This window comes from Roseibium sp. R5, assembly GCF_055755305.1.
Genome location: NZ_CM146910.1, coordinates 2,161,913 through 2,181,296, shown reverse-complemented (window position 1 = coordinate 2,181,296; position 19,384 = coordinate 2,161,913). Strand labels below are relative to the sequence as shown.

General features: G+C 54.8%; 16 protein-coding genes and 1 riboswitch. Of the genes, 8 read left to right on the top strand and 8 right to left on the bottom strand.

Translation table 11 applies throughout. The annotated features are described in order from the left end of the window. Positions 1–35 precede the first annotated feature (35 nt). The 7 genes from AC0J4F_RS10110 to AC0J4F_RS10080 form a co-directional block, all read right to left on the bottom strand. Positions 36–1,094, bottom strand: coding sequence for a putative urea ABC transporter substrate-binding protein (locus AC0J4F_RS10110; RefSeq protein ID WP_306147507.1), 1,059 nt, complete (start codon positions 1,092–1,094; stop codon positions 36–38). Between the two features lie 109 nt (positions 1,095–1,203). Then, a riboswitch (guanidine-I (ykkC/yxkD leader) is annotated at positions 1,204–1,321 on the bottom strand. Between the two features lie 184 nt (positions 1,322–1,505). Continuing rightward, the gene (locus AC0J4F_RS10105) at positions 1,506–2,099 is read right to left on the bottom strand and encodes an NAD(P)H-dependent oxidoreductase (RefSeq protein WP_473026143.1); all 594 of its coding nucleotides are present in this window, start codon (positions 2,097–2,099) and stop codon (positions 1,506–1,508) included. Between the two features lie 63 nt (positions 2,100–2,162). Then, positions 2,163–3,569: an FAD-binding oxidoreductase gene (locus tag AC0J4F_RS10100; RefSeq protein ID WP_473026142.1), complete on the bottom strand. Its 1,407-nt coding sequence runs from the start codon at positions 3,567–3,569 to the stop codon at positions 2,163–2,165. Positions 3,570–3,571: 2 nt separating this feature from the next. Continuing rightward, positions 3,572–4,891, bottom strand: coding sequence for a cytosine deaminase (locus tag AC0J4F_RS10095; protein ID WP_473026141.1), 1,320 nt, complete (start codon positions 4,889–4,891; stop codon positions 3,572–3,574). Beyond that, positions 4,892–5,770 (bottom strand): ABC transporter permease, encoded by an 879-nt coding sequence (locus tag AC0J4F_RS10090; RefSeq protein ID WP_133952002.1) that lies wholly within the window; start codon positions 5,768–5,770, stop codon positions 4,892–4,894. It abuts the gene before it with no gap. 43 nt (positions 5,771–5,813) lie between these two features. After that, the gene (locus AC0J4F_RS10085; protein ID WP_133952000.1) at positions 5,814–6,629 is read right to left on the bottom strand and encodes an ABC transporter ATP-binding protein; all 816 of its coding nucleotides are present in this window, start codon (positions 6,627–6,629) and stop codon (positions 5,814–5,816) included. A 57-nt stretch (positions 6,630–6,686) separates the two neighbouring features. Next, entirely contained in the window at positions 6,687–7,697 is a 1,011-nt protein-coding gene (locus tag AC0J4F_RS10080) for an ABC transporter substrate-binding protein (RefSeq protein WP_133951998.1), read from the bottom strand. Between the two features lie 321 nt (positions 7,698–8,018). On the opposite strand from AC0J4F_RS10080, the gene AC0J4F_RS10075 reads away from it, so the two are divergent. Further along, positions 8,019–8,408: a Rid family hydrolase gene (locus AC0J4F_RS10075; RefSeq protein ID WP_208326775.1), complete on the top strand. Its 390-nt coding sequence runs from the start codon at positions 8,019–8,021 to the stop codon at positions 8,406–8,408. A gap of 38 nt (positions 8,409–8,446) precedes the next feature. Next, the gene (locus AC0J4F_RS10070) at positions 8,447–9,238 is read left to right on the top strand and encodes a creatininase family protein (RefSeq protein WP_473026140.1); all 792 of its coding nucleotides are present in this window, start codon (positions 8,447–8,449) and stop codon (positions 9,236–9,238) included. Positions 9,239–9,256: 18 nt separating this feature from the next. Here the strand turns inward: AC0J4F_RS10070 and AC0J4F_RS10065 are convergent, their stop codons facing one another. After that, positions 9,257–9,856, bottom strand: a complete 600-nt coding sequence (locus AC0J4F_RS10065) for a TetR/AcrR family transcriptional regulator (protein ID WP_473026139.1) — start codon at positions 9,854–9,856, stop codon at positions 9,257–9,259. A 152-nt stretch (positions 9,857–10,008) separates the two neighbouring features. Between AC0J4F_RS10065 and AC0J4F_RS10060 the strand changes: the two genes are divergently transcribed. The 6 genes from AC0J4F_RS10060 (at position 10,009) to AC0J4F_RS10035 (ending at position 19,382) form a co-directional block, all read left to right on the top strand. Continuing rightward, the gene (locus tag AC0J4F_RS10060) at positions 10,009–10,863 is read left to right on the top strand and encodes an ABC transporter six-transmembrane domain-containing protein (protein WP_209002533.1); all 855 of its coding nucleotides are present in this window, start codon (positions 10,009–10,011) and stop codon (positions 10,861–10,863) included. 116 nt (positions 10,864–10,979) lie between these two features. Beyond that, the gene (locus tag AC0J4F_RS10055; protein ID WP_133951988.1) at positions 10,980–12,113 is read left to right on the top strand and encodes an efflux RND transporter periplasmic adaptor subunit; all 1,134 of its coding nucleotides are present in this window, start codon (positions 10,980–10,982) and stop codon (positions 12,111–12,113) included. Next, positions 12,110–15,271, top strand: a complete 3,162-nt coding sequence (locus tag AC0J4F_RS10050; protein WP_473026138.1) for an efflux RND transporter permease subunit — start codon at positions 12,110–12,112, stop codon at positions 15,269–15,271. The genes AC0J4F_RS10055 and AC0J4F_RS10050 overlap by 4 nt, the downstream gene beginning before the upstream one ends. Before the next feature lie 346 nt (positions 15,272–15,617). Continuing rightward, positions 15,618–17,201, top strand: a complete 1,584-nt coding sequence (locus tag AC0J4F_RS10045) for an ABC transporter substrate-binding protein (RefSeq protein WP_420339978.1) — start codon at positions 15,618–15,620, stop codon at positions 17,199–17,201. Positions 17,202–17,421: 220 nt separating this feature from the next. Then, positions 17,422–18,393 (top strand): ABC transporter permease, encoded by a 972-nt coding sequence (locus AC0J4F_RS10040; RefSeq protein ID WP_133951982.1) that lies wholly within the window; start codon positions 17,422–17,424, stop codon positions 18,391–18,393. 14 nt (positions 18,394–18,407) lie between these two features. Continuing rightward, positions 18,408–19,382 (top strand): ABC transporter permease, encoded by a 975-nt coding sequence (locus AC0J4F_RS10035; protein ID WP_133951980.1) that lies wholly within the window; start codon positions 18,408–18,410, stop codon positions 19,380–19,382. Positions 19,383–19,384: the final 2 nt, after the last annotated feature.

The window sequence follows — 19,384 nt, the reverse complement described above, 5'->3', positions numbered from 1 at the left end:
TGTCCCGGCAAATACCGGGACAGGTTAAGACGGCCTTAGAGCGAGCCGCTGGCAGCCATTTCCATGAAACTCGGATCGAAGCGGAGTTTCACGTTGTTGCTGTCGCCATAAACCGACCCGTCAGCAAAGGAGACGCCGACAAATTCCGGGCTTGGCGCGCCCTCACCCAGGATGCCCTTGTCAAACAGGAATTCGGCAACGAATTTCATCGTCTTGGGCAGCTCAGCTGACTTGGCGAACTCCACAGCCTCGGCTGGCGTGTAGAACATCTTCGTTGTGGCGAGTTGCGCCTTGTAGCCCGCAAGGTCGGTCCCGGAAGCTTCGGCCATCGCGGTCAAGGCTGCTTCATCGCCCTCTGCCATGAGATCCATCACTTCGTACCAGGCACCGGTGAGTGCTTTGCCAAAGGCGGGATTGTCGGCCAATGTTTCCGTGTTAACCATCATGATGTCGATGATTTCGCCCGGGATCCCGGCACTGTCGAACACCTTGGTTGCGTTGGGCTGCGCTTCGATCTCAGACAAAAGCGGGTTCCAGGTGACAACAGACGTCACATCCGGCGTTGCATAAGCTGCGATCATGTCAGCGTCGGAGGTGTTAACGACGGTCAGATCCCGCTCGGTTAGCCCCACGGTGTCAAGAGCCCGCGCGAGCAGGTAATGGGAAACTGAAAGCTCGACCAAGTTGACCGTCTGACCCTTGATCTCGGCAAGCTCAGTCTTGTCTTTCAGGATGATCCCATCATTCCCGTTGGAGTAGTCACCGACAATCAGCGCCGTTGTGTCAACGCCACCGCCTGCCGGGATAGAGAGCGCGTCCATGTTCGTCATGGAGCAGCCATCATATTCACCCGCCGTATATTGGTTGATGGATTCCACATAGTCGTTGATCTGCACGATCTCGACATCAATTCCGTATTTATCGGCCCACTTCTTCATGATGCCGCTGTCCTGCAGATAGCCCCAGGGCATCCAGCCAACATAGATCGACCAACAGACTTTGAAGTCAGTCTTGACTTCCGCCTGCGCGGAAAATGAGAGGGGCATTGAAAGCGCTGCAGCGAGCAGGGAAGCCTTGGCGATTGATTTCAGCATCTGTGCGCGTCTCCTGTCTTGGGCCCTTGGAGATCCCGAGGGCTTCCGTCATGAGGCTTTTTGCGCACGTCCGGGAGGAAGGTTCGCGCGCGCGAAACCTCGTGCAGTTGTCTCCCGGGTTTTTGTCCCGCCGTGTCACCGGGCTATGTGAGATCCTCACGATCTGCTCGCCCGGCTTGCACCTCTCGGTCCTGCGTCATCTGACCGGATCCCTAGGCGCGCTGCACACTCACAACAAAGCAAGGGCGGTGCCAAGTACGGCAAAATTAAAGATATATAAACAAAAACAGCACATTAGGCGAATTGCAGGTCGCACCTCCTCAATAGACTAAATGCTAAAATCATATGCACGGTTAAAAATCAGGCACCAATGAGCGAGAAACAGGCAGAAGAGAAAGAGACGCAAACGCGTCATTTCAGAAAAGCGGCAACCTTTTCTTTGACCGTCTCAATATAATTCGTGCGGCTTTCCAGTGTTGAACTGTCCATCTTGTAGTGCGCCAAGTACCGGGTTTTGCATCCCGGTTTGGCAAGCAATTTGATGCCGCGCATGATCGTCTTGCGCCCGGGTTCGCCCACCAGCTTGGACACCCACCAACTGGCCCCGCAGGTCGTTACGATCGCGATGCGGGAAATGTTCTGCATGTTGGGCTGCAGCCCCTTCGTGTCCGTTGGCATGATGAAGGTTTCATGCGGCACCCAGACTCGCTCCAGCCACCCTTTCAACATGGCAGGCAAACCGAACCACCAAGTCGGATAGACAAAGACAATTGCTTCACACCACTTGATGTCTGCCAAATCATCGGCGACGGGGATGGTGTTGGCCTGAGGCGTATGATAGCCCCGCCGCTCCTGCGCGCTCATGACAGGGTCAAAGCCTTTGGAATAAAGATCCGTCAACCGGATGTCATGACCGCCCGCCTCGAGCGTCTTAACAACAGCTGTACACAGCGCCGCATTGAAACTTTCTTCGCAAGGGTGACAGAAAACCACTAGAACGCGCATGCGTTTGGCCTTTTAAATCGCTATTCGCCGGAGCACGGCCGGCATTTGAACTGAAACTTGGTATCAGGCCCGTTGCAGACCCGGAAACAGGAACACCTGACCGCTTTCGAAATCATAATCCGGATTTTCCCAAGCAATCATTTTGCCCGGATTGAGCAACCCCTTCGGATCGGCCTGCTTTTTGAAAGCGAGCTGGACTGCATCCGTCTGCTTCATCCCCCCCTCTTCAAGCGTATACCGGTGTGGGTTGAAAATCGGGCAGCCATTGTCTTCGTGAAGGCGGATGATTTCTTCGAGCCGGACCTCGTTGGAATAGCGAACAATCGGCAGGCCGAAGCATGTGACATTGCCATCAAACCGCACGTATTCGAGATGGCCCGGAACCTCATCTCCAAACATCTCATGCATCCTGCCAACCAGCTCGACCTGATTGGGAAATGGATAAAGAACCTGGAGATAGGTGATTGAGGGGTCCACTCTAAGCCCCCGCAAGGTCGTGTGGTTCCACGAAAGCTCGTAAGCCGGCGGGAGCCGTTTCAGATCTTCCTCGGACCCTTTGTCTGACCGATAGAGCACCTCCCCCTTGGACTGCCGCTCCATGAACGCATCGAATGCAGCCATCGCGAAAGGGGCGACCATCAAGACAGCAACGGACTGGTCCTTGCGGATGAATTTCTGGTGCCGGAGGAAATAGTCATGAGGAACTGGTGCTGCGATCGGCGCAATGTTCTTCGTCAGCAAACCATCCAGATTGGCCAGTTCATCTGAAAACCGCACCGCATCCATAAAGTCGTCAAACCCGACCAAAACATCCACCCAGTCGTAACTGGCGGTCAAAGGCATCTCGACTTCGGTGATAATGCCGTTCGTGCCATAGGCATGCATCACTTTCTGCAGTTCATCGCCCGTCATTTCAAGAACCTGCGGCTCAGCCTCCATCGTGACAACGCGCAAACGAATGACGTTTCCGAGATCCCTCAAGCCACCCCAGTTGATCGACCCAACGCCGCCGGACCCGCCCGCAATAAACCCACCGATCGTCGCGGTCCGGTAGGTTGATGGATGCATCCGCAATTCCTGTCCGCTCTTGGCTCGGGTGATCGCATCAATATCCGCTATTATGGCACCAGCCTCTGCAACGACAGATCCGGTGCGCACTTCCTTCACGGCGGTCATTTCGGCAAGGTTGAGCACGACCCCACCCGACAACGGCATGGCTTGGCCATAGTTTCCAGTCCCGGCACCGCGTGTCGTAACAGGCACATCAGCCGCAAAACACGCCTTAAGGATCCGGATGACCTCATCCTCGGATTTAGGAGTCACGATCAGGTCGCCCGTCACGTTTTCAAGCTGAGCCTTTAGCACTGGCGAATACCAGAAAAAGTCCCGGCTCTTCTGCTTCACGATTTGCGGGTTGTCCTCGATCTTGATCCCATCGAGATCGGCTATCAAAGCGGCAATGGCGCTCATGGTCAGGAGGTCCCTTTCTGAAGAAGTCGATCGAGTTCACGATAGTCGGGCAAGGTCTGATCAATGCTGCACCCTGCTCTCAGCACGCGGCGCGGGCCGGCGGGGCGGGACAGAAGCTCATTCCAGTTCCGCGCGTTAAAAAGCAGAAGATCGGCGGCCCCACCGACCGCAATCTGGCCCATGGTCAACCCCATGATATGCGCTGGCGTTGTCGTAACCGCACGGATCCAATCATCAACCGGATGATCAAGATGCAGGATCCGGGTTGCCTGGGTGTACACCTCGACAAGATCCATATCGCCATAGGCATAAAAGGGATCGCGCGTGTTGTCCGAGGCGACACACACTTGAATGCCGCGCGCGCGCATTTCATGCAAAAGTGTCACGCCGCGCATGCGTGGTGTCCGTCCTTGCATACGGTCCTGCAAATACATGTTGCACATCGGCAGTGAAACGACAGAAATCCCAGCTCCTGCGACCAAGTCCAGAGTTCTGGAAATGGCGTCATCGGAATGCACCGACAGGGAGCAGCAGTGTCCGCACAGGATCTTGCCATCAAACCCCAAGCGCAGCGCGACTTCGGCGATCCGGCGTAAAGTGTCCGCGACCGGATCAAGCGTTTCATCGACATGAAAATCAAGATCCAGCCCGCGATCCATTGCCGCTTTAAATACGGATTCCAGATGCTGATCCACATCCGGCACCATATACGTGACAGCCCCCAGGACCCCGCCGGCAGCTGAAACACGATCGGCAATGCTGTGAAGGTACCCATTGTCTTCGGCCAGCCGGTCAATGCCGAACAAGCACACACCTTGAAGCTCAATGCGTCCGGCCCACTCAGAACGTACTTCCGCAAAGACCGGCCACGTGATGTCATCTTGTGGAGGAAGACTGTCTAGGTGAGTGCGGATCGCGCCCGTCCCATGGGCATAGGCACACTCTAATGAGAAATCCATCCGGGCCCTGACATCCTCGGCGCACCAATACGCGGTCCGGTCTCGTCCCACCGCTTGAAGTGCACCTTGAAAGGTCCCGTCGGGATTGGGCTCGCGCGGCCAGATATGCCCCTTGTCCAGATGTGTATGCACATCCACGAGTGTCGGCAGGATAAGCCCACCATCGAGATCAAGGCCGCCCGCGCCTTCCGGCAGCGTCCCAGCTGGAGCAATCTTTGTGAGCTTCCCATTCTCGAACACGATATCACGAACCGTCAGCTCCGAGACCGAGGTTTGCTGCACACCCTCCAGAAGACAAACGGGCACAGTCGCATTTCTGATGATGCCGGTCCCTTTAAACCCGGCGCCCCACCCCGGCTTCATCTACATCTCCCGCTTCAACGCGCTTTCGTGCCACTTGCGCAGAAGCAGATGCGACAGAAGGTTCATGGAAAGGAATATCAATATACCGGTCACGGAAATCAGGATCAGCGCAGCAAACATGCGCGGCATGTTGAGACGATAGCTCGCCTCAAGGATTTGGTTGGCAAGACCGGATCCCGACCCCGCTGACCCGGCGACAAACTCGGCAACAATGGCGCCGATCAAGGACAAGCCACCTGCAATCTTCAAACCACCCAAAAAGTACGGCATGGACGCAGGCAATCTCAAGAAGCGCAGTGTTTGCCACCGGCTCGCGCCATAAAGGCGGAACAGGTTTTGAAGATTATGATCGGCTGAATTCAAGCCCAAAGTCGTGTTGGAAAGGATCGGAAAAAACGCAACAATCCACGCGCAGATCAAAAGCCCCGCGGTAATTGAATCCACGTAGATGAGAATCAAAGGCGCAATCGCAATGATCGGTGTGACCTGCAAAATGACCGCAAACGGAAAAAACGAAATCTCGATCCACTTGGACTGAGTGAAGAGGACTGCCAAACCAAGCCCACCGAGCGTGGCGATCAAAAGCGCACCAAACGTGATCTTGAGCGTGTTGATTAAAGCAATGCTCAAGATGCCCCAATCAGCAAGAAGCGTTTCAAAAACAAGCCCCGGGCGCGGCAGGATATAGTGGGGTATCTCATTCCAGACACACAGCCTGTCCCAAAAATATACCGACAAAACGAGGATAACGATCGGCAGGACCCAACGGCCAACAGCCTCCCGCCGTGCCGCGCGCGCCCGCTTGAGCTCCTCCGCATCAAGTGGAACAGACTGCGGGGCAGGTGCAATAGCTTGCTTGTCGGCGATCTCGAGTGTCATGAACTGCTACCGCCTTTGTTCAGTATGTATCGGGACAGACACATCAAAGATGATCTCCCACAATCATTGCCTTATGCAGCGCATCCGAAACATCCCGGCAAAAACCGGCGTAAACGGATGATGTCCGGAAGGACTCGTCCCTCGGGTAAGGCGCGTCGATCGCCATGTCGTTGACCACACGGCCGGGCCGCGCCGCCATTACCACGATCCGGTTGGACAGATAGACGGACTCAAATACCGAGTGCGTAACGAAGATGACGGTCCATCCAAAGGTTTCCCAAAGACGCAAAAGATCGTTGTTCAGTTTGAAGCGTGTAATCTCGTCGAGCGCAGCAAAGGGCTCATCCATCAAGAGCAACTTGGGTTTCGTGACCAGCGCACGGGCAATGGAGACCCGCATTTTCATGCCGCCAGACAGCTCGCGCGGGTAGCTGTCGGCGAATTGCTCCAACCCGACCCCCTGCAAGGCTTCCATAACCCGGTCATGCGCCGCTTTTCTGGAAACACCCTTCAAGCGGAGGGGCAGCCAGACATTGCCGAAAACCGTTGCCCACGGCATCAGCGTCGGTTCCTGGAACACGAAACTTAGCTCATGTTCCTTTTGCTTGCTTTCTTCGAGCGGCCATTCGACCCGGCCCGTTGTTGGACTGGTCAGGCTGGTGATGATCCGCAAGGCCGTCGACTTTCCGCATCCGGAGGGCCCGAGCAGCGAAACGAATTCTCCTTGGCGAATGTCGAGCGACATGTTGTTGAGTGCGACGGTTCCGTTGGAGAAGGTTTTTGAAATGCCCTTCAACGAAACGATCGGCGAACTCGAAACGATATCTGATTGCATATTTGTATTTACCATGGCCGTCATTGCATCAATCTCCGGCCATGGTTGCAACATTCCAATGAAACACGAAACAGGTCCGCCTCAGTTTCCAGCAAGTTCTTTCTTGAGGTCCACTCCGACCCCTTGGTTGACGAACTGAAGCGTGTACGACTTGGTGTAATCGACATCGCCATTCACCACACCGGCGGCGACCATCTTCTCAAAGAAGGATTTGTTGCGCTCGTCGGTCATCGCACCGATCCCCATGGTGAGCGCATCACCGCTGTCTACGATGCCGTACGACTTCAGCTTGTCGATGGAGAACGCCAGCTGTCCGTCGGTCATGCCCGGATTGTCTTTTTTGATCAGTTCCAAAGCTTTGGAGTTATCTCCATAAAGGAAATTGACCCAACCGATGGCAGACCCATCAACGAAACACTTCACAACCTCTGGCTTGGTTTCGATGAGGTCGAGCCGGGTCTCAACGGTGGTGGAATAGGTGTCGTACCCATAGTCTGCGATCAGGAAAATGTTGGGTTCAAACCCGCCCTCGGTCTCGATCGAATAGGGCTCAGAGGTAATGTAGCCCTGCTGGCCAAGCTTCTTGTCTGCAAGGAACGGCGCGGAGTTATAGGTATAGGGCCTAACCTGCTCATCCTTGAAGCCGAACTCAGCTTTCATCCATTGAAAATAGGAATTGAGGCCACCCTTACCGATGAGGAGATTGATATCCTTCAGGCTCTCCCAGGTGTCGAGACCCTGATCCGGGTGGGTCATCAAAATCTGAGGCTCTTTTTGGAAGTGCGCAGCCACCACAGTCGTGGGAATGCCCTGCTCAACGGCTGAGAACGCTTGCAGCATATTGCCGCCCATCAGGAAATCGATCTTGCCGACAGGCAACAAAATCCGATTGTTCGCCTGAGGTCCGCCGGGCTTGATTTCCACTTCGATCCCGCAGTCTTCGTAAGTGCCGTCGGCAACAGCCTGATAGTATCCGCCGTGCTCGGCCTGAGCGACCCAGTTGGTACCGAATGTCACCTTCTCAAGCGCATGCGCACTTGTCGACGCCATGACGGCAAGCGTTGCAAGTCCAATTTTCCGAGACAAATCCATTTCCGCGTTCCCCGTTTTCATCACACACCACGCAGGTCAATCCGCCCACCACAGGCCGAATGCTCTGCCGCTGTGCTCGAAAGCCCTGAGAGCGGAACAGGCAAGAAGTGAGCCTCTATATTAAGATCATGGCCCGCTTAAATTGCTACCAGGAAGTTTGCTCCCGGCAGCAAAAACAGACTTGCATATATCCCACAGCCTGTCAGCTCAAAAAATAGACATGCTTTCAATTTATGCAGAAGCTTGCAAATTACGCAGAGCGGGAAATTGCCTCTGCCCGAGCCGCGGGATAGGCTCCTGCGCAATTCCTCAAGGAGAAAAATATTGAAGAAGACTCACACACCGCCGGACATTCGGCCGCCGTTTGCACGCTACAGCCATGCGGTGGAAGTGCCACCTGGGCAACGCCTTCTTTTTGCCTCTGGCCAACTCGGCATTGATGCCGAGGATCAAATACCGACCGGCGTTGAGGGCCAAACAGCGCTCTGTTTTGATAACATTCGGGCAATTCTGGCATCAGCGGGCATGACTTTGGAGGATATTGTGCGCATCAACGCCTATGTAACCGGCCGAGAACACTTGCCGGGCTATATGAAAACCAGAGACCAATTCATCACTGACCCGCCACCGGCTTCCACGCTCATGATTGTGTCCGGATTTGCACGCGAAGAGTTCGTGGTTGAGATTGAAGTCGTTGCCGCTGCCGACTAGGCATAGATTGCAAATACAAGTTATTAGGAAGACGAATAATGCTGCCGAAACCCTATTGGCAAGATATGACAACAACGGACTTCGATCGTCCTGACGTCAAGGATTGGATCGCCGTTCTGCCAGTTGCAGCAATCGAGCAGCATGGGCCTCACCTTCCAGTCTATACCGACACCGCGATTGCGGAAGGGCAGATTAGCCGAGTGATAGAACTGCTTCCAAATTATATTCCGGCCAGCTTCTTGCCGGTCCAGGCGGTCGGCAAATCCAATGAACACATTTCGTCCGCCGGCACACTGACAATGACCTGGGAAACGGCCTTGCAGGCGTGGCTTGCGCTCGGCGACAGCATCCTCAGAGCTGGCGTGCGCAAGGTTGTTGTGGTCAACTCCCACGGCGGCAACGTTCCCCTGATTGGCATTCTAACGCGCGAATTGCGTGTCCGGCACAATATGCTGGCCGTCGGAACAGCCTGGGCAGCTTTTGGTCAACCCGACGACATGTTTTCAGATCACGAACTGACCTTCGGCATCCATGGCGGAGACGTAGAGACTTCAATCATGCTGCACCTCCGGCCTGACCTCGTAAACATGGACAAGGCTCAGAACTTTAGATCTGCACAGGAGGACTTTGCCTCCATGTTCAAACACCTTCGAGCGCACGGCCCTCATGCTTTTGGCTGGAAGGCTCAGGATCTCAACCCGGCTGGAACGGTTGGGGACGCCTCAATCGCGACCGCAGAAAAAGGCAAAGCGTCGTTGGATCACGCTGCAAGAGGATTTGTTGAACTGTTGCAGGACGTGCATGCCTTTGACTTGGCGCATTTTGATTAAGGCTAGATCTTCAACAACTCAGCTACACAGCTTGCTGATTGCCAGAAGCAGCTTCTGGTAATCCCGCTTTGCAGGTTTCCGCTCTTCAAAGAACACACGCATCCCGACACCTTCAATCAGATCCAAGACAAACTCCGCTGCGTCACGATCCGAAAGATTACTCTCAGCCCTCTCGCTGTTTCTCAGCTGGTCGAGCAGGCCCTCCAAACCTGCCAAAAGCTTCTCACGGTTTTCCATGAAACCGACCGTTATCTCCGGCTGCCGGATGGCTTCTGCTAGAATTTCAAGCGTCAACGCGGCATGGCTGGGGGCGCTGCAGGTCTTCAAGTATGCTTTCAAGAATTGATCAAGCGCCTTGTGCGGATCCTTGCCGTTTTTCTCAAACATTGATCCAAAGGCATCGATTTGCGCCGCTTCGAGGCTCGCAATTTCAGCAATGATCTCAGTCTTTCCGGGGAAGTGATTATAGATGTTTCCTAAGGAAACCCCCGCGCTGCGCGCGATGTCCCGAATGCTGGTTTGGTGAAACCCCTTCGCAATAAAACACGCCGCTGCGACCTCCACGATGTGTTTCCGCCGCGCATTTGTCGTCTCTTCCCGGGTCGGTTTTTCACTCATTCCTGTATCGGCTCCATTGCATTTCTTCAAAATCCGATTATGTAATTCAACGAACGAACGTTCACTCGATTCTTATTCGAAACAGATTTGTTTGTTAGCGACCTCTCAAATCTGAACTCAAGCACCTTGTGGGAAATGACCGTAAAATGCGGATGGCGATTGATCTAGATTATATCTTCCAGATGTTCAGGGCAAAAATCGCAATCACTTGGACAATTGTATTTGCCGAAAACTGCCTGATTGCCCTGATCCCGTTGTTGATCGGTCTATCGATTGACGGCTTGCTTGCAGGCAGGGTTTCCGAACTCGGCTGGATGATGGCCGTATTGTGTGGCCTTTGTTTCCTGGCTGTCGGACGCCGGATTTACGACACCCGCGCCTACGGCACAATACGGCTGCATCTTGGAGACGAACTCCATCAGCGATGCTCCTCGCTGCACGTTTCGAGACGAAATGCCCGGATCGACATGTCCCGCGAACTGGTCGACTTTTTGGAGCATGAAGCACCGCAACTGATCGCAGCGCTCATACAACTGGGCGTGAGCCTGACCATTTTGACTTATTTCGATATGTCGCTCGGTCTCTCATCGCTGTTGGTGCTGGCCGGGATGCTTCTGGTTTACGCCTGCTTTCACAGGCGCTTCTACAACGTCAACCGGCAACTCAACGAGCAGCGCGAACAGCAAGTGGATGTCCTCACACGGGGCGAGCGGCTCGGCATCTTCCGTCACCTGCGCGCCCTGCGCCGCCATGAAGTCGCAATTTCGGATACCGAGGCTTTTGTCTATGGCGGCATTTTCCTGCTTCAGGTCGGCTTCATCGTTTTCAATCTCTACCAGGCAGCAGGGCTGGCCGGCATCACCGCAGGACGCATCTTTTCAATCGCAAGCTACTCCTGGGAATTTGTGGAAGCGGCCCTCACCCTTCCAATCGCTCTGCAAAGCTGGTCCCGATTGAGCGAAATCACGCGCAGGATCAACTCAAACGGAGACCTTTCCCTTGGCTGAGTTCCCGTTTCAATCCCCACCAGGCATTGGCACCTGCGAGGAGGCCGGGCGCTGCCAAGCTATCAAAATGCCAACGCAGCCGGTCGCGGAAATTGCGTAAAAAAGGCCAGCAAATCATGAGAAAAGGCATCTGGATTGCACTCGCCTTCATGGCACTGCTTGCCGTGGCCGGGGCGTTGAGCGAGTTGGAAGACACAGCTGATGTCAAATTGACATCAGCCCCGCAACCACTTCCTCCAGTGACGGTAGTGAATGCTGAAATTGGCACTCATACCGGGGCGGTTACGGTGTTCGCAGAGGTTACTCCGCGTTGGCAAGTCGATCTGCGATCCCGCATATCAGGTGTTGTCAGCAATCAAACGCCCCCCGCTCTCGCCGGATCCCGAGTATCAAAGGGGGACGTCCTCCTGCAATTGGAAGATGCCCCTTACGTGGCCAACGTAGCGGATGCACGATCGGCTTACGAAAGCTCGAAACTTGATCTTCGAAAGGCACAAAACAAGCACCGCATCGCCATGAAGGACTGGACGGCTGCCAAACCCAGAGAAACACCCCCGGAAATGGCCGTTCACCTTCCGCAAGTTCATGTTGCCGAACGCGCCTTGAAAGCAACAGAAGCGCGCGTCGCGGCATCCGAATATGACCTGCACTCCACAACACTGCGGGCTCCCTTTGACGGCATCGTGATCCGGCGCAACGTCAGCCCTGGCGCAACGGTCAATGAAGGGGATGTGCTCTTTCAAATCCTGGACGACAGCCTGCTGGATACTCAAGCATCGGTGGGCCCACATGAGTGGGCACTGCTGTCCAAGGACTGGTCTGACCTGACCGTGGGCGTCTTTGATGAGCGTGGCGTAAAAATCGGCACTGCAGGAGTTCGAGAAAGCGGCGGCTTCCTGAATCCGCAATCTCGGAAATACCAGCTTTTTCTGGAAGTGAAACCTTTGAAAGAAGGTCGCATTCTACCAGGAGCTTTTGTGGAGCTGCACCTGCCCGTGCGCCCTATCGGAAACACTCTGCGGATTCCCGAAAGCGCTCTCACCCAGAATGGTTTCGTTTGGCATGTTGATCGCGGCAATCGGCTGCAACGCTTTGCGGCACAGCCTCTTTTCCGCGACATAGGAGACGTCGTGGTCGCCGCTCCGGAAGAGCTCGCGCAAGAAACTGGCCTCCGGATCGTTGCGTTTCCGATGAGCTCGTTTTTGCCCGGACGAAAGGTTGCACCGATGGATCTGGAGCAAGGCAAATGACTTGGCTCACAAACTGGTTCATTCGTAACCCCGTCGCCGCCAATCTTTTGATGGTGTTCATCCTCTTCGCCGGCATCACATCTGTCTTCACCGTGCGGATTGAAGGGTTCCCTAAGATCCCGGCCGACACGGTTACAGTGGCAACATCCTTGCCAAATGCGCACACCGCCCAGGTGGATGAGCAGATCACGCGCAAGGTTGAGAAAGCTGTCGAGGGTCTGGAGGGGGTGAAATCGATCAGGTCCCAATCTCAGCCTGGCCTCTCAGTGATATCGACCCAGAAAACCGACGGCACAAAGCTTACCAAGCTTCTCGATGACGTTCGGTTGAAAGTCGATGGCATCTACGATTTGCCAAAGGACGCCCGGCGCCCCGTGATCGAAACGAACGACTTCGACCTTCCCGCGCTCTACATCCAGATCTACGGAGACATTGACCTTAAATCCCTCCAAAAGATTGCCCGCGACCTGCGCGCCGATCTCTTAGCAAGCCCTGAAATTACCAGGGTCAATGAGTGGGGGCTGCGGACGCAGGAAATCTCGATCGAATTCACGCCGGGCACGCTGCAACGTCATGATTTGACGATTTCAGACGTCATGGAACGCATTCAACATTCGTCTCTTTTCTTCCAAGGCGGAACGCTGAGAACAGAGGGCGGTGACATCACCCTGCGCGCAGACAGTCAGGCTTATTCTGTTCGCGACTTCGAAAAGATCCCCGTTGCAACATGGCCGGATGGCACGACCACCCGCCTCGGTGAACTGGCAACCATCACAGACGGTTTTGACGAGGCTCCAATCGAGACACGCTTCAATCAAAAACCCTCTGTCGGGATGGAGGTTATCATTGGGCGCAAGGACAATCTTTTGCGAGTTTCGGATGCTGCAGAGGCCATTGTCGCCAAAACGCAGGAAAGCTTGCCGGAAAGTGTCCAGATTGCGATCTGGGGCAACTCACGCGACTACATATCTGACCGACTTCAACTGTTATCCAGCAGCGCTGTCCAGGGATTGATCCTGGTAGCGTTGATGCTCGCGCTGTTCCTGAACGTGCGGCTTGCCTTCTGGGTCGCAATGGGCATTCCGATTTCTTTGGCTGGCGCCTTTGCGGTCTCTACAAGCGGATGGGTCGACTATTCCCTCAATGACATCACGACATTCGGCTTTATCATCGTGCTCGGCATCTTGGTCGACGACGCTGTGGTTGTTGGCGAAAGTGTGCACGAGCAGCGGAATAAATTCGCCGATCCGATCAAGGGCACGGCAGTCGGCGTGGAAAAAGTGTCCGTTGCAACAGTCTTCGGTGTGCTGACCACAGTTGCCGCGTTTTTTCCTCTCCTTCTCATTACCAGCCCTTTGGGTAAGGTTCTTGGGGGATTTGCAGGCGTTGTCATTCTGGCGCTGCTGTTTTCCCTTGTTGAAAGCAAGCTCATCCTGCCAGCGCACCTGGCCCACATAAATCCAATCCCCGATGATAGAAGCGGATGGATGACACGCAGTTGGGGCTGGCTTCAAAAAGGTGCCAGGTCCGGATTGCTGGGCTTCCGTGATCGTATCTACGCGCCGATCCTGAGATGGGCACTTCTAAATCGTTACGCTGTTTTCATCACATTTGTTGCCGCGGCGGCCTTGGTTTTTGGGCTCATGGCGAAAGGTCAGATCAAGTCTATTTTTTTCCCGAACGTGCCGGGCCAGGTGATCTCGGTGTCCCTTCAAATGGATCAGAGAGCACCGGCTGCACTCACCCGGAAAAACGTTGCGATCCTTGAAGAAGCTGCTGTGGCGCTCAACCAGGATCCGGAGCTGACCACGGCCAATGGCAGTGGAGCCGTCGCGCATGTGTTTGCGTTTGTTACCGGCGCGACAACGGCTGAGCTTTATATGGAAGTGATACCGTCTGCCGACCGCCCTCTCCTGACAACCAGCGACATCCTGGAAGCATGGAAGTCGCGTGTTGCCCCTCTAGAAGGCGTCTCGGAAATCACCTTTTCTGCATTTGAAGACTTTGGTGGCGGTTTCCAGATCCGCCTTATGGCAAAGGATCAACAGGTGCTTGAGGCCGCAAGTCTGGAGGTCCGTGACCGGCTTGACCGTATTATCGGAGTTTCCAACACCCGGGACAGTCTGCTTACCGGCCAGCCGGAGCTGCGGTTACGCCTCAGGCCAGAAGCAAAGTCGCTGGGTTTTACTTCGGAGAGCCTCGCGCGTCAGATCGGATATGCTTTCGGCGGTGGAGAAGCTCAGCGGATCCAAAGGGGTGATGCCGAAGTCCGTGTGGTCGTCCGCAACGCATTGACCGCTCGGGATCGCATTGAAGACCTGATGGAGATGCAGCTCAAAAGCACCAAAGGCCAGTGGATCCCTCTCTCGACTGTCGCTGAGATCACGCCCAACTATGTTCCGGACCAAATCATAAGGCGCAACGGCTCATTGATTACGACCGTCATGGCGGACATCAACAGGAACATCGCGGCACCTGAAGAAGTCGCAGACACGGTCTTTGGAGAGTTTTCTGAAAGTCTCGAAGCAAAATATCCGGGCCTCAAGATCGACACTGGCGGGGAATTGGAAGAAATCGGTGAGATGCGCGGCGGGCTGTTGCGCGCCTTTCTGATCGCGGGTCTTCTGATTTACATCTTGATGGCAGTGCCGCTGAAATCCTACTGGAAGCCGGTCATTATCATGTCCGTTATTCCTTTTGGTTTCGTTGGTGCGGTAATCGGGCACGCAGTGATGGATCTGCCTTTTTCATTGCTGTCGTTTTTTGGCGTGCTCGCCTTGATTGGGGTCGTGGTCAACGATTCCCTGGTTATGATGACGCACTACGTGCAGGCTCGCGAGGAAGGTACCGAGCATGAGGATGCTGTCTTCAACTGCGGCGTTGCCCGCTTTCAGGCCATCTTCCTGACGACAGCGACGACGGTCGTCGGCCTCGTCCCCCTCATGAGCGAGACGTCCGAACAGGCGCGTTACTTGATACCAGCCGCCGTCTCCCTCGTATACGGAGAAGTCTTCGCGACACTGATCACCCTCATACTCATCCCGGTCTTGCTGTCCATTGGCAATGATATCCGCAAGCTGTTGAACCCGGCCAACGGCTTCACACGACCGAGACGCAGCCTCACGGAAAGCACAGCAATCACGGCAACAAATCACTGAGACGGCTCAAGAAGTAACCCAAGAGTGTGTCTCAAGTTGTTCGCACCCGGCCATTTTCACGGCTGATGCGCAAGTGGCTCTGACGCACTCTTGGTCGTATCGGCAATGGAAACACGAAAGACGCTGCGTCATGTCGGAAAATGCATAATTTGAACCACTTCGTAGATCTACTTAACCCTTGACTCCCACCAGCCATAGGGGTCTGTTACCGCCAGGATGCCGCAGGGTGGCTGGCGCTTAAAGCCAACTGACTAATGACCTTGCGAGTAAGTCCGTATAGGCAAACTGGGGATCATCATAAGATCACGCCGGGAAACGGCCCCAGTGACAACCGAAGGGGAAAAATATGACGAAGACTTTCCTGAAATTGACTGCTGCAAGTGTGGCCCTTTGTGCCGGGCTGAGCGCAGTAAACGCTGAAACACTTCGCTGGGCGCGTGCTGGCGACTCTCTCACTCTGGACCCGCATGCTCAGAACGAGGGCCCGACCCACACTCTTGCGCACCAGATGTATGAGCCGCTCCTGCAGCGCGACATGGAAGCACAGATCATTCCGGCACTTGCAACCAGCTGGGAGCCGACCGAAGATCCGACCGTTTGGGAATTCAAGCTCCGTGAAGGTGTGAAGTTCCATGGCGGCGAAGACTTCACTGCTGACGACGTTGTCTTCTCCTTTAAGCGCGCCATGATGCCGACATCCGCGATGAAAGAGTTGCTGAACTCCATCAAGGATGTGCGCAAGGTCGACGATTACACTGTCCATTTCGAGACAGATGGCCCGAACCCGCTTCTGCCGAACAACATGACGAACCTGTTCATCATGGATTCCGGCTGGGCAACCGACAACGGCTGTGAAGCACCGCAAGACATTGCGAATGGCGGTGACAACCCGTGTGTGCGCGCAGTCAATGGAACCGGCGCATTCGTTCTGGAGAGCCGCAAGCAGGATTCCGAAACAATCCTGAAGCAGAACCCGAACTACTGGGGCAAAGGCGAGTTCCCGCTGGAAGTTACTGAAATCATCTACACACCGATCCAGGAAGGCGCGACCCGCGTTTCCGCTCTTCTGTCTGGTGAAGTTGATCTGATTCAGGACGTTCCGGTGCAGGATTTGCCGATCGTTGAGCGGACCGACGGCTTGAAGCTCAACACTGCAGCTCAGAACCGGACGATCTTCTTCGGTATGAACCAGGGCGCTGACGACCTGACAAGCGACACGGTCGACGGCAAAAACCCGCTCGCCGACAATCGCGTTCGTGAAGCGATGAACATCGCTCTCAACCGTGATGCGATCAAAAAGATCGTTATGCGCGATCAGTCTGCTCCGACCGGTGTGATCATGCCTCCGTTCGTAAACGGCTGGACCGAAGCACTGGACGCATATCCGGAGTATGACGTTGCGAAAGCAAAGGCATTGATGGAAGAAGCTGGCTACGGCGACGGTTTCGGCATCACGCTGAACTGCCCGAACGATCGCTATGTCAACGACGAAGGCATCTGTCAGGCTGCCGTTGGCATGCTCGGCCAGATCGGTGTCAAAGTTAACCTGGACGCAAAGCCGAAGGCACAGCACTTCCCGCTGATCCAGAACAAGGAAACAGACTTCTACATGCTCGGCTGGGGCGTTCCGACGTTCGACTCTGAGTACATCTTCAACTTCCTGACGCACACCTCAACCGACAAGCTCGGTTCCTGGAATGCGACCGGCTACTCCAACCCGGAGCTCGATGCGAAAATCAAAAGCCTCGCATCTGAAACAGATCAGGAAGTCCGTAACGCCACGATTGCTGAAATCTGGGATACGGTGAAGTCTGAAAACCTGTACCTGCCGATCCACAACCAGGTCCTGAACTGGGGCATGGCTGACAAGATCAACTTCGCAGTACAGCCGGAAGATCAGCCGCACTTTAAGTTCCTGACTTTTAACTAAGTCTCGCGCTATCACCACCGTACCGTTTGAAGTTCATCCGGTACGGTGGTGATGTTTTTAGCTTGTCAGCCAAATGAGTTTTACGGCTTTTCCCGCCAGCATGACTGTTGAAACAGTGGAAAAACGGTAGACTCTGCGCATCGCGCAAGTATAAGCACGTCCTTATCGGAAGACTTAGCAGACTGTCGCGGACGCCACAGTCTCTCGATTGGCTTGAAAAATGCTCGCATTCATCATTCGCCGCCTCGGCCAGGCACTTCTAGTCCTGATGGCCGTCGGTTTTGTTTCATTTGCCATGTTCAAATTCATGGGCGACCCCGTGGAGAGCATGCTCGGTCAGGAAGCGACAGCTGCCGACCGCGCTGAACTTGAGGAACGGCTCGGACTGAATGATCCGATCATCGTTCAATATGTCCGCTACTTCCAACGAGCCATGTCTGGCGATTTCGGCGTCTCCTACCGCGTAGGATTGCCGGTTGGAGAGGTCATTCTGGAACGCCTCCCCGCAACGCTCGAATTGGCCTTCCTATCAGGCGTCATTGCGATATCGCTCGGCTTCGTTTTGGGGGTCTATACAGCCATACGACGAGATGGCTATGTGGCCAACTTCATCATGACCGCCTCGCTGATCGGTGTTTCGCTTCCAACCTTCTTGATCGGCGTTTTCCTGATCTGGCTGTTCGCGGTGAATCTTGGCTGGCTACCTTCCTTCGGGCGCGGCGACACCCGCAGCTTGTTCGGGGTCGACCTCGCTATTCTGACCGTGGACGGGCTGAAGTCCATGATCCTGCCGGCGATCACGCTTGGTCTTTATCAGATGACCTTGATTATGCGTCTGGTACGCTCAGAAATGCTTGAGGTCTTGAGAACAGACTACATCCGCTTTGCAAGGGCCCGCGGACTAAGCCAGAAGACTGTCAATTTCGGTCATGCAATGAAGAACACTATGGTTCCGGTCATTACCGTGACCGGTCTTCAGTTCGGTTCGATTGTCGCCTTTGCGATCATCACGGAAAGCGTGTTCCAGTGGCCAGGTGTTGGCCTTCTCTTCATCAATGCGGTGAACTTTGTCGATATCCCGGTCATGTCAGCGTATCTGCTACTCGTTGCCGTCATTTTCGTGACCATCAACCTGATCGTCGACCTGCTCTATTTCACCATCGACCCGCGTCTCAGTGTGGGCAGCAACTGAGGACAAGAGGCATCATGGAAACCCAATCCCCCAAGGGCGCAAGCGCCCGCCCGGAGTTTAAGGAAACGGTTGCCACATCGACCTGGCAACGTTGGATGGACTCCGATATCTGGCATTCCTACAAGTCCAAACCGGTGATCGTCGTTTCGTCACTCGTGTTTGTTACGCTTGTTCTAGGAGCGATCTTTTCGCCGTTTTTGTCACCCTACACACCGTTTGACCCATCCAGTCTCAATCTGATGAATGGCTTTACAAAGCCCTTCTCAGCGAACGATTTCACCGGTGACTACTTCTTTCTTGGTACCGATGATCAGGGGCGCGACGTTTTCTCAACCATCCTCTTCGGATTGCGCATCTCCTTGTTTGTAGGCTTGGTCGCGGTCCTATTCGCGATGACCCTAGGAGTGATCCTTGGTCTTTTGTCCGGCTATGTCGGCGGATGGGTAGACGGCATCATCATGCGCGTTGCCGACATCCAGATGACTTTCCCGTCCATCATGGTTGCCATGCTGCTTTACGGGATCGGCAAGGGCCTGATCCCGCCGGATCTGCGGGATGAAATGGCCATTTGGGTCTTGATCATCTCCATTGGTCTTTCTGAATGGGTACAGTTTGCCCGGACCGTCCGCGGTGCCACCATGGTGGAGCGGCAGAAAGAATATGTTCAGGCAGGTCACCTGATTGGCCTTAAGCGCTGGAGCATCATGGTTCGCCACATTTTGCCGAATGTCACAGGACCGATCCTCGTGATCGCGACGATCAGCCTGGCACTGGCCATCATTGCAGAAGCAACTCTGAGCTTCCTCGGAGTGGGTGCGCCGAAAACACAGCCATCTCTTGGCACGCTGATCAATGTCGGCCGGCAGTACATTCTCTCCGGTGAATGGTGGATCCTGCTGTTCCCGTCACTCACCCTTCTGGCCCTTGCGCTTTCCGTGAACCTTTTCGGCGACTGGCTGCGCGATGTGTTGAACCCGAAATTGCGATAATC